Origin of the sequence: Streptomyces sp. IBSBF 2435, from assembly GCF_036815005.1 — a bacterium.
Classification (GTDB): domain Bacteria; phylum Actinomycetota; class Actinomycetes; order Streptomycetales; family Streptomycetaceae; genus Actinacidiphila.
In genome coordinates this window covers 1-11,421 of sequence record NZ_JAJSYW010000213.1, presented here as the reverse complement: position 1 = coordinate 11,421, position 11,421 = coordinate 1, and the positions used below count along the sequence as shown (strand labels likewise).

Annotated in this window: 7 protein-coding genes and 1 pseudogene; 4 read left to right on the top strand and 4 right to left on the bottom strand. The window is 75.6% G+C overall.

The window, feature by feature from the left end; all coding sequences use genetic code 11:
• From V7E46_RS29305 to V7E46_RS29290, 4 genes and pseudogenes are all read right to left on the bottom strand, one after another.
• On the bottom strand, positions 1–977 hold a 977-nt coding region (locus tag V7E46_RS29305; protein WP_333771260.1), incomplete at its 3' end, for a hypothetical protein.
• Between the two features lie 444 nt (positions 978–1,421).
• A complete protein-coding gene (locus V7E46_RS29300) occupies positions 1,422–2,615 on the bottom strand; it encodes a DNA polymerase III subunit delta' (protein ID WP_333771259.1) in 1,194 nt (397 codons plus the stop codon).
• Positions 2,612–2,899 (bottom strand): annotated as a pseudogene (locus tag V7E46_RS29295) (hypothetical protein); the annotation flags it as partial. The gene V7E46_RS29300 and the pseudogene V7E46_RS29295, both read right to left, overlap by 4 nt.
• A gap of 79 nt (positions 2,900–2,978) precedes the next feature.
• On the bottom strand, positions 2,979–5,297 hold the full coding sequence (locus tag V7E46_RS29290) for an asparagine synthase-related protein (RefSeq protein WP_333771258.1): 2,319 nt from the start codon (positions 5,295–5,297) through the stop codon (positions 2,979–2,981).
• 1,114 nt (positions 5,298–6,411) lie between these two features.
• Here V7E46_RS29290 and V7E46_RS29285 point away from each other — a divergent pair.
• The 4 genes from V7E46_RS29285 to V7E46_RS29270 all read left to right on the top strand — a co-directional run.
• Positions 6,412–7,827 carry an MFS transporter gene (locus V7E46_RS29285; protein WP_329177917.1) on the top strand — a complete coding sequence of 472 codons (1,416 nt, stop codon included), beginning with the start codon at positions 6,412–6,414 and terminating at the stop codon, positions 7,825–7,827.
• 160 nt (positions 7,828–7,987) lie between these two features.
• The gene (lhgO, locus tag V7E46_RS29280) at positions 7,988–9,220 is read left to right on the top strand and encodes an L-2-hydroxyglutarate oxidase (protein WP_333771257.1); all 1,233 of its coding nucleotides are present in this window, start codon (positions 7,988–7,990) and stop codon (positions 9,218–9,220) included.
• Between the two features lie 45 nt (positions 9,221–9,265).
• Positions 9,266–10,060, top strand: coding sequence for a tRNA (guanosine(46)-N7)-methyltransferase TrmB (gene trmB, locus V7E46_RS29275; protein WP_333771256.1), 795 nt, complete (start codon positions 9,266–9,268; stop codon positions 10,058–10,060).
• 108 nt (positions 10,061–10,168) lie between these two features.
• Positions 10,169–11,421: PrsW family intramembrane metalloprotease (locus V7E46_RS29270; RefSeq protein WP_333771255.1), on the top strand; the 1,253-nt coding region annotated here is incomplete at its 3' end.

The following is an 11,421-nucleotide window of genomic DNA, read 5'->3' as shown; positions in this document are numbered from 1 at the left end:
GGGGATGTGGGAGATACCGGGGCCGGGGCCGGCGGCAGGACGGTGACCTTGGCGGGGCTGGCGAGTTTCTCCGTCAGATAGCCCGCGACCAGGGCGAAGAGCTGGCGGTGTGCGGCGATGCCGTCGATGACGCGCACCTCGTCGCGGCGCGGGTGCAGGGCGGCGCGCAGCCGCAGGGCGGCGGTGTGCGCGGCGGTCTCACCGGTGGCGGTGGCGAGCAGCAAGGAGGGGTGCGGCGGTGGAGCGGGGGCAAGGTGTGGATACAGACCGGAGATCCCGGCAGCGGCGGCGTAACGGCCTGTGGTGGCGAGTGCTTCGCGCACGGCGCAAGGGGCGGCGGCGCCGGCCCCGATGATGCCGGTGGTGGCGCGGGCGGCCAGCACGCGGTAGTGCCGCGTGACCTCGGCGAGGGCGGCGGAGTCATGGGCGCAGTCGACGGGCAGCACGAGGACGAAGGGGTCGGCGAGCCGGCGGTGCAGGGCGAGGGCGAACCCGGCGTAGAGGTCCGCGTCCGCGGCGGCGGGCAGGTGGGCGAGGACGACGGGGAAGCCGACGCGGGCCGCCTGCGGTGAGGCGTAACGCGGCGGGAGCCACACCCGGGTGCCGTCCCGAAGCTGGTCGAGGGTGCCGCCCGAGGGGTGCCCGAGGGTACGCACCTCGGGCGGCAGCGGAGCCGGTTCCGGCGTACGGGCCGGCTGCGACGGTACGACGACGGGCGCGTGTGCGGCTGCGGGCGCTGCTGCCGCTGTGCCGGCCGGCGCCTGCCCGCCGCCGAGCAACGGTACGGACAGCGCCGCGGCCAGCAGCGCCGCGGCCCCGGCTGCCCCTGCCCGCACAGCGGTGCCGGTACGGTCCTCGGGCAGCTCGTACGCCCGCCCGGCCCGCTCGGCCCACCAGTGCCGCAGTGCCCGATGCCCGAGCAGTACGGCCGCGGCACCGGCCAGCACGATCAGTACGGTCCACACGACGTCAGCCACGGCAACCCTTCGGGACGGCTGCGGCCCCGCGGGGACACGGCAAGCGGGCAGGACCACTGCCAGCACCTTGCAACGGCGACCGCCCCAGCCCCGGCTGCCGTTACGGTCACCGCCCCGCGATCACCCGAACGCCACGTTGCCACTGCCGTGGGGGCTGCGGTTCGGGTCGACCAGTGGGGAGGTCCACCCGCCGGCCGACCCGGCTCCCGGGCGAGAGCTGGGCCGGGGCGAGCGCCCGCCGGCGCGGGTCCCGGGCCGGCCGGCCCGGACGGTCAGCGTCAGCCGGGCCGGGAGGCCGGCTCCAGCCGGGCCGGAAGGCGAGGACCAGTCGGCCGCAGGGCGAAACCGTCACCCCAGCCCGCAGGGCAGAGTCGTCGCCCCGCCCGCAGGGCAGGGCTCAGCCGGCCCGCAGGGAAAAGCTCACCCCGCCCGCTGGCCCAGCCCTCACCCCGCACGCAGGGCGAGCGTCATGGCCTCGACGGCCAGGAGAGGGGCGACGTTGCAGTCGAGGGCGTCGCGGCAGGCGAGCACCGCCTCGATGCGGCGCAGGCTGTGCTCGGGGCGGGAGGCGGCGGCGATCTTCCGGATACCGTCGCCGACCTCGGTATTGGCGATGCGCTCGCCCGTACCGAACTGGACGGTGAGCACATCGCGGTAGAAGGAGGCGAGGTCGGTGAGGGCCAGGTCGAGGGAGTCGCGCTGGGTACGGGTCGAGCGGCGCTTCTGGCGGTCGGCGAGATCCTTCATCACGCCCGCCGTGCCCCGCGGCATCCGGCTGCCCGCGCCCGCCGCCGCGCCGAGAGCGGCCCGCATCTCCTCGGTCTCCTTGGCGTCCACCCCTTCGGCGACGGCCTTGGCGTCCTCGGACGCGGCGTCGACGAGTTCCTGCGCCGCGCGCAGGCACCCGCCGATGTCGGCGACCCGCAGCGGCACCCGCAGCACCGTGGCCCGGCGCTCCCGGGCCGACTCGTCGGTGGCCAGCCGCCGCGCCCGGTCGATATGGCCCTGGGTGGCCCGCGCCACCTCCGCCGCGAGGCGCGGCTCGATGCCGTCCCGCCGGGTCAGCACGTCCGCGACGGCCTCCACGGACGGTGTACGCAGGCTGAGCAGCCGGCAGCGCGAGCGGATGGTGGGCAGGGCGTCCTCCACCGAGGGGGCGCACAGCAGCCACACCGTACGCGGCGCCGGTTCTTCGACCCCCTTGAGCAGGACGTTGGCCGCGCCCTCGGTCAGCCGGTCGGCGTCCTCCAGCACGATCACCTGCCAGCGGCCGCCCGCCGGGGACAGCGTTGCGCGCCGCACCAGGTCGCGGGTGTCCTTGACGCCGATGGACAGCAGGTCGGTGCGGACGAACTCGACGTCGGCGTGCGTACCGACCATCGTCGTGTGGCAGCCGTCGCAGAAGCCGCACCCCGGGGCGGCGCCCAGCGCGCGGTCCGGGCTCACGCACTGGAGCGCGGCGGCGAAGGCGCGGGCGGCGGTGGCTCGGCCCGAGCCAGGGGGGCCGGTGAAGAGCCAGGCATGGGTCATACGCGCCCCGGCGGCGCCCGACGTCACGAGCGCGTCGGCGTCCGCCGCGGCAGCGGACAGCTCGGCCACCACATGTGGCTGGCCGACCACGTCGTCCCATACGGTCACCGCGTACTCCCTTCGCCCCCGGCGTCCATTCTGCGGCATGCCGGCGCGGCCCGATCGTATGCCTGCCGCAGCCGGTGGACGCCCTCCCGCAGCTGCTCGGCGCTCACCGCGCTGATGTAGCTGAGCCGCAGATGCGGGGCGGAGGGCTCGGCGGGGTAGTACGGGCGGCCGGGGGTGACGGCGACCCCGGCGTGCAGGGCGGCGGTGGCGAGAGCGGCCTCGTCGGTGCCGTCCGGCAGGCGCAGCCACAGGTGGTAGCCGCCGTGCGGGACCCGTACCGGGAGGGGAGCGGCACCGACCCCACCCACCCACGCCAAGCGCACCGAAAAGCGCACAGCCGGCCAACCGGCCGGCCGAACCCCCTCACAGAGAGAGCCGCTGCACCCCGCCGGCAACCGCCCGCCGCCCAGGCGACTCCGTACCGGTCCAGCACGACCCCCGCCGCGCCAGCAACCGCCGCAGCCACAGCTCGACGGCCACCAGCTCCCCCAGCCCGTCCAGAGGCGACGTCGCGCCCGCCTGCGCCGCCGCCCGCAACGCCCCCCGGACCACCCTCGCGTCCACCAGCCCCGCGTCCGCCAGCAGCGGCGCCTCGAACAGCTCGACCAGCGGGTCGATCGCGGCCCGCATCCCGGCCCTGGCGGCAGCCGCGGACGCCGAGGAGTGGGACGCGGCGCCCCACCCGGCGGGGAGTACGCGCACACCGGCGCTGGCCAGCACGTCGCCCAGGATGTCGGCGCGGGCGCCGGGCCGTACCCGCAGGGCGCCGGGGAGGGCGCGGGCGGCGCGCACGACGGCGTTGTCGAGGTAGGGCGCGTGCAGACGCTGGCTGGGGACGGCGGCGGCCTGCTCCAGGACGCGGAAGTCGGCGGCGTGCCGGGCGAGCGCGGCGCGGGCCCGCCGCTCGCCGGGCCGTTCGATCGGCCAGGGCCGCCTGGCCGCTTCCTGGAGCCGGACGGACACCTCCGCAAGCGCTTCCCCGGTGAGCCACCGGGCGGCCGGCCCCGGACGCACCCAGGCCATCGCGGCGAGCGACGCCCCGATCGGGCCGTCCGAGCCGCCGAAACCGTCGGAGCCGCCGAAACCGTCGAGGCCGCCGGAACGGCCGAAGGACGCGGCGCCGCCCGCGCCGGAGGCGTACCGCAGCAGCCGGGCGGCGGCGTCCTCCACACCCTGTTGATACGGGGTGCGGGCCAGCCGCCGCGCCGCCCGGTAGACGGTGATCGGCACCGTGAAGGGCACGAGGACCGCAGGCCCGGCCGCGGAAGAGCCGCCCGCACGGGCCAACGCGGCGACCGGCCGTACGAGATGGCGCCGGCGCCGGTCCATGAGCAGGTCGGCGAGCCGCGCGGGATGCGCGTCGAGCACCTGCCGGGCGCCGAAGCCGATGAGGTGGTCGGCGCCGCCCGCGGCGAGCCTGCGCCGGTGGCGTTCGGCGACGATCAGCGAGGGGCCGGGCTCGTCGGTGAGCGGTACGGGCGCGCCGCCGGTCAAGTCGGCGTAGGGCAGCGACTCTTCACCGCCGGGTACGACGACGTGCCGCAGCCGCGGGTCGGCGGCGAGTTCGCCGGCCCGGGCCAACTCGCCGTCCCGCAACGGGAGTCCGCCTGCGGTGAGGTCGTTGAAGGTGACGGCGAGCAGGCGTTCGCCGGCCAGCGAGCCGGGCGCGCCCGGCAGTGTGCCGGGCATGCCGGGAAGTCCGGCGGCGAGCAGCGCCAGCGTGGCGGAGGCGCTGCCGCCGGAGAGGTCGGCGCCGATCCCGGGCGCGGGCGTCGGCCCGTCGCCCCACGCGTCCGCCCCGGCGCCCATGTCGGGCACGAACCGCGGCTGTGCGAGCCGCGACCGTACCGCCTCGACGAGCGCGTCCCGTATCGCGGCGATGGCGGCGTCCGCGTCGGCGGCGGTGGCCGGCTGGTGGCCGACGGCGAGTGAGGTGGTGGGCTCGTAGCCGGTGATCTCGGGGGCGCCCTCGCGCAGGGTCAGCGCGTGGCCCGGCGGGACGCGCCGCACGCCGAGATACGGCGTGCCGTCGCCGAGCGCTTCGGGCGCGTCGGGGCAGGCGAGCATCGCGGCGAGGTGGGTGACGTCGAGCCCGGCCTCGATGAGGTCGGCGAGCGGCAGCGCGGCGGTGGCGTAGGCCGTGCCGCGCGAGAAGCGGGTGTGGAAGACCGGCCTGGCACCGGCGAGGTCGCCCAGCACCGTGATGCGGCGGCCGAGCTGCAGGACGGCGGTGTAACTGCCGGGCCAGGCCGTCACATGCCGCAGTGCACCGCCGCGGGCGGCGACGAGTCCCAGTCGCAATTCCGCGTCGCTGGCGCCGCACCGCCCGAGCACCGCGAGCCGCGCGACGCCTTGCGACCCGCCGCCCGTGCCGCCGTTCCCGCGGGAGCCCGAACCGTAGCCGCCGAGTGTCCCTGAGCCGTAACCGCCGCCGTACGCGCTCCCGTTCGCGCCCGAGCCGTACGGTCCGCGGCCGGTGGCGCTCGAACTCCCGTACGCGGCGCCCGGGCCCGAGGGGTCCGCGTGCACGACCCTGACCTCGTCGGGGCGCCAGTCGCCCACCGCCCACAGCGGATCGGCGTCACCCCACAGGAGCTGGGCGCCGACCGGCAGCAGCGTCTGGCCCCCGTTGCCGGCAACGGGACCCGCGGTGGCACTGCTCCACCCCACCAACCACCGCATCGTCGCCTCCACAGGCTGTGGACAGCCGATGCGCGGGCTCGGCCCACCGCTTGCTCGCGCGCGCCTCGCCCCGCCGTGCCACCACGTCTGACGTCCGAAAGACCATGCTGCCACGTGGACGCGCGCAAGGAGGCGCACGGGTGTTCCCGGGTGCGCCGGTTCGTGCGCCGGACAGCGGTCCCGCGTGACGCACGGGGCACAGATCAACAGCAGCGACAACCGTCATAGGTGCGCAATCGGGGCGTTGCGGACGGCAACTTCACCCGGAAGAGGGCCCCCGGCCGAAACGTCGGGTTCGCGCCAAAGTTTTGGCGGGGCCGCGGCACATGCCGGAGGTGATATGCCGCGCGACAGGGTCCGCCGGCGACGATCGTTTTCCGCCGCGGATCTCCGTCCCGGACGGTGCGGACCAGCCGCCGGGGCCGATCGGGACGGCCCGCGCAAGTCCCGGACGACCGGGGAAAAACACACTCTCCGTACCGTCAACCGACGCGCACGGCGCCCGAATCGGCGCCACAGCGCCCCGGCGAGGCGGGCGGCCCGCGCACAACACACGGCCCGGGAAGCGATTCAACGCCCCCCGGGCCGGTCCGCCACCCGCGGGGATTGTGGCGGCGGAACTCGCTGGCCCGCCGCACCCCGCCATAGCCGCCTGGCGGAAGCGCGGGCCAACCCACGGCTCATATGCAACCGCCCGCAGCCGGTACGGCACAGAGCGCACAGGCGGGCGCACAGCCACATATACCGGGAGCACGCGCCAAGCGCCTCCGCAACCCCCCGCGGGCGACCGCGGGCGATCGCGGGAGGCGAGTCATCCGATCTTCACGGGATGGGCCGGCGGGGCGCTTTCCCCGTAAGGAACACGTTCCGGTAAGGGGCTGGATTCGCGCCATCCGACACGAGACCCTTAACGGTCGGGAGGCGGCGAACTACGCTGGGTGCATCCGGTTCGCACCCGTACGTGTGGCTCGGATATCCGGCCCAGACACCGCGCTCGCCGCCGACAGGCGCCCGCGGTGGCTGAATCGGGCTCCAGGGAAGGGTGACCCCCGCACCCCGACAACAGACCAGGCCCGGCGGCCTGCCCCCCAGCGGCATCACGAGGTGAACCGCAGTGAACAGAGAACACCGCGGGCCGAACGAGAAACTCGGCACCCTGCTCGGCCTGGCCGGCATCAGCAACGCCGGACTCGCCCGCCGGGTCAACGATCTGGGCGCGCAACGCGGTCTGACGCTGCGCTATGACAAGACATCGGTCGCCCGCTGGGTGGCCAAGGGCATGGTGCCGCAGGGCGCCGCACCCCATCTGATCGCCGCCGCGATCGCCAGCAAGCTCGGTCGCCCGGTGCCGCTGCACGAGATAGGTCTCGCCGACGCCGATCCGGCGCCCGAGGTCGGCCTCGCCTTCCCGCGCGACGTCGGCGAGGCGGTGAAATCGGCCACCGACCTGTGGCGGCTGGACCTCGTGGGGCGGCGCGGCCCCGGAGGTTCCGGAATCTGGCAGAGTTTGGCCGGATCTTTCGCAGTGAGCGCGTATGTGACGCCCGCGTCGCGCTGGCTGATCACTCCCGCGGACGCGACGGTCGCACGGCACGCGCCCGCTCCGGGCATGGCGCACGTCGGGCACACCGATGTCTCCAAGCTCCGCGAGGCCGCCGAGGACGCCCGCCGCTGGGACTCCAAGTACGGCGGCGGCGACTGGCGTTCCGGCATGGTGCCCGAGTGCCTGCGGGTCGAGGCGGCGCCGCTGCTGCTCGGCTCGTACAGCGACGACGTCGGCCGCGCGCTCTTCGGCGCCACCGCGGAACTGACCCGGCTGGCCGGCTGGATGGCCTTCGACACCGGCCAGCAGGAGGCCGCCCAGCGGTATTACATCCAGGCGCTGCGGCTGGCCCGCGCCGCCGCGGACGTCCCGCTCGGCGGGTACGTCCTCGCGTCGATGTCGCTGCAGGCCACGTACCGCAACTTCGCCGACGAGGGCGTCGACCTGGCCCAGGCCGCCCTGGAGCGCAACCGGGGCCTGGCGACCGCCCGCACCATGAGCTTCTTCCACCTGGTCGAGGCCCGCGCCCACGCCAAGGCCGGCGAGGCGGCGGCCTGCGGGGCCTCGCTCGCCGCCGCGGAGGCGCTGCTCGAACGGGCCAGGGAGGGCGACGCGGACCCGAGCTGGCTCGGCTTCTACTCCTACGACCGGCTCGCCGCCGACGCGGCCGAGTGCTACCGCGACCTGCGCATCCCGCGCCAGGTCCAGCGCTTCACCGAGCAGGCGCTGGCCAAGCCGACCGAGGAGTTCGTCCGCTCGCACGGGCTGCGGCTCGTCGTGTCGGCCGTCGCCGAACTGGAGTCCGGCAATCTGGACGCCGCGTGCGCCGCGGGTGTGAAGGCCGTCGAGGTCGCGGGCCGCATCTCCTCGGCCCGCACCACCGAGTACGTCCGCGACCTGCTGCACCGCCTGGAGCCGTACAACGACGAGCCGCGTGTCCTTGAGCTGCGCGAACGCGCCCGGCCGCTGCTGGCGGCCCCGGCGTAGGACGTCCTGGCGCGGGTACGGAAACGCGTACGGCTCCCGGCGTACGGGGGCGCCGACCGCAGCCGCGTACGGCCGCATGGCCCCGCGGACCTCCCGTACACCCCGCCGCGACCTGCCCGCCCGCGTAAGTTGATCACCAGCACCCGGGAGGAGGCCCGCCATGTCCGCGAGCGCAGCGACGCGCCCCGAGCCGTACGACGTCACCGTCATCGGCGCCGGCATCGTCGGCCTCTCCACCGCCTACGCCCTCACCCGGGCCGCGCCCGCGCTGCGGGTCGCGGTGGTCGAGAAGGAGGCGGGCCCCGGGCGGCACCAGACCGGGCGCAACAGCGGGGTCGTCCACAGCGGCATCTACTACCGCCCCGGCTCGCTCAAGGCCCGCTACGCGCTGGCCGGTTGCGCCGAGACCCCGGCCTTCTGCGCCGAGCACGGCATCCCGTACGAGGTCACCGGCAAGCTCATCGTCGCCACCGAGCAGGCCGAACTCCCCCGGCTGCACGCGCTCGTCCAGCGCGGACGTGAACACGGCATCGCGGTCCGGGAGTTGGGTCCCGTGCAGATCGCCGAGCACGAGCCGGAGGTCGCCGGGCTCGCGGCGATCCACGTCGGCTCCACCGGCATCTGCGACTTCCGCGCGGTCGCCGCGGCCCTGGCCGGCCTCGCGAAGGACGCGGGCTGCACGATCCGCTACGGGCTGCGGGTCGCCGCGATCGGCCGCGCGGCGGACGGCACGGTCACCCTCTCCGCGGGCACCGCCGGGCCGCCCGCCCTGCGCACCAGGGTGCTGGTCAACTGCGCCGGCCTGTACAGCGACCGCCTCGCGCGGCTCGCGGGCGACGACCCCGGGATGCGTATCGTGCCCTTCAGGGGCGAGTTCTACGAGCTGGCGCCCGCCCGCCGCGGGCTCGTCCGCGGCCTGGTCTACCCCGTCCCCGACCCCGACTTCCCCTTCCTCGGCGTCCACCTCACCCGCGATGTCCACGGCGGCGTCCACCTCGGCCCGAACGCGGTGCCCGCGCTGGCCAGGGAGGGGTACGGCCGGTGGACCGTGCGCCCGCGCGACCTGGCCGGCACCGCCGCCTACCCCGGTGCCTGGCGGATCGCCCGCCGGCACTGGCGGCAGGAGGCCGGCGAGGTGCTGCGCTCGCTGTCGAAGCGGGCCTTCACCGCGAACGCCCGCCGTCTGCTCCCCGCGCTGCGGGCCGCCGACCTGCGCCCCGCGCCCGCGGGCGTACGCGCCCAGGCCGTGCTGCCCGACGGCACCCTCGTCGACGACTTCCGCTTCGGCGGCTCGCCCCCGTTCGTCCATGTGCTCAACGCCCCCTCCCCCGCCGCGACCGCCGCCCTGCCGATCGGCCGCGAGGTGGCCCGGCGGGCGCTGGCGGCGCTGTGACCTGCGCCGGGACCACCGGCGCCGTCCCGTAGAATCGGACCCACTGTGTCCACGTCACCCTTCACCCCCACCGCGCCTGCCGCCCTGCCCGGCGCCCGTTTCCCCGACGGCCCCGCCGCCGACCCGGCCGGTTCGCGCGGTGAGCACCGCATCCGCTCCTTCCACGCCCGGCGCGGCCGCGTCACGCAGGCGCAGGCCGCCGCGATCGACCGGCACTGGGACACATGGGGCGTCGAGCTGGACGGCAGCCCGCTGGACCTGGCGGCGCTCTTCGGCCCGGCCGCCGGGGGCGGCGGGTCCGGGGCGTCCGCCATGCCCGTCGTGCTGGAGATCGGCTTCGGGATGGGCGACGCGACCGCGGACATGGCCGCCGCGGACCCGGCCACCGGCATCCTCGCCGTCGACGTGCACACCCCTGGCCAGGGCAATCTGCTCGCCCTCGCCGACCGGGCCGGCCTGACCAATGTCCGGGTGGCCAACGGCGACGCCGTCGTCCTGCTGCGCGACATGCTGCCGCCCGCGTCGCTGTCCGGCCTGAGGGTGTATTTCCCCGACCCGTGGCCCAAGGCCAAGCACCACAAGCGGCGGCTGATCCAGCCGTCCTTCCTGGCCCTGGCCGTGCCGCTGCTGCGGCCAGGCGCGGTCGTGCACTGCGCGACGGACTGGGAGCCGTACGCCGAGCAGATGCTGGACGTGCTGAGCGCGGCGCCGGAGCTGGCCAACGTCCATCCGGTGGAAGGTTTCGCCCCGCGGCCCGGCTTCCGGCCGATGACGAAGTTCGAGCGGCAGGGGCTCGCCAAGGGGCACGTGGTGCGGGACCTGCTGTTCACCCGGGTCTGACGCCCGTCACGTACGCGCCGGCCCGCGCGCCTTGGGGCGGGGGGCAGCACACGCATCCGCTGTCCCACACCCTCGCGTGGCGGGCCGGTCGCCACGTACTGTCGACAGGTGGCCACGTACTCGTCCTCGCCCGACTCCCATCCCGACGGCCATCCCGACGGCCGGCTGTCCGACGAGCGGATGTACGTACCGGCGGCCCCCGTCTCCTGGCACTACGCCCCGCGGCGGCCGTTCTGGGAGAGCCGGGCGGTGCGCACCGGTGCGCTGTTCACCGCGCTCGCGGTGTGCGGGGTCGTCATCCTGGCGGTGGTGCGGCAGCACATAGGGACCGAGCCGTTCCTGGTCGGCATGGCGCTCGCGGTGCTGCCGGTGCCGCTGCTGCTGTGGGCCTTCCTGTGGCTCGACCGGGTCGCGCCCAGCCCCTGGCAGAACGTCGTGTTCGCCTTCTCCTGGGGCGCGTGCGCCGCCACCCTCGTCGCGCTCTTCGCCAACGAGTACGGCGCCAAGCTCCTCGCGACGACGCTGTCCGCGACCCCGACCCAGTCCGACCGGTGGGGTGCGACCTTCGTGGCGCCGCTCGTCGAGGAGACCGCCAAGGGCGCCGCGATCCTGCTGCTCTTCTTCTTCCGGCGCCGGCACATCGAGTCGCTGCTCGACGGCATCGTGCTCAGCGGCCTGGTCGCCACCGGCTTCGCCTTCACCGAGAACATCCTCTACCTCGGCTCCGCCTTCGGCGAGGACAAGGCGGTGGGCGCCGGCGTCCTGGACTCCACCACCGCGGCGACCTTCTTCGTCCGGGTGCTCATGACGCCCTTCGCGCACCCGCTCTTCACGTCCATGACCGGCCTGGGCTTCGCCATCGCCGCCACCAGCCGGCAGGACCGCCCGTGGCGCTGGCTCGCGCCCGTGGGCGGCTGGCTGCTCGCGATGGTCCTGCACGGCGCGTGGAACGGCTCCTCCCAGCTGTCCCCTGTCGGCTTCCTGACGGTCTACGTCGCCGTGATGATCCCGGTCTTCGGCCTCGTCGTCTGGCTCGCCTTCTGGGCCCGCGCGGGCGAGTTGCGCACGATACGCACCCACCTGGCCGTCTACGCCGCCGCGGGCTGGCTGGACCCGCGCGAACCCGTCGCGCTGGCGTCCATGCGGACCCGCGCCGACGCCCGGGACGCGGCACGCCGCCGGCACGGTGACGCGGGCGCCCGCGCGGTCCGCGACTACGCCGGGTACGCGACCCACCTGGCCTTCCTGCGCGGCGCCGCGACGAAGGGCGTGGCGCCGCCCGACTTCACCGCCCGCGAGTCCGAACTCCTCCACCACCTCTGGCACGACCGCCCCCTGGCCCAGCCCGCCCTCCTCCACGC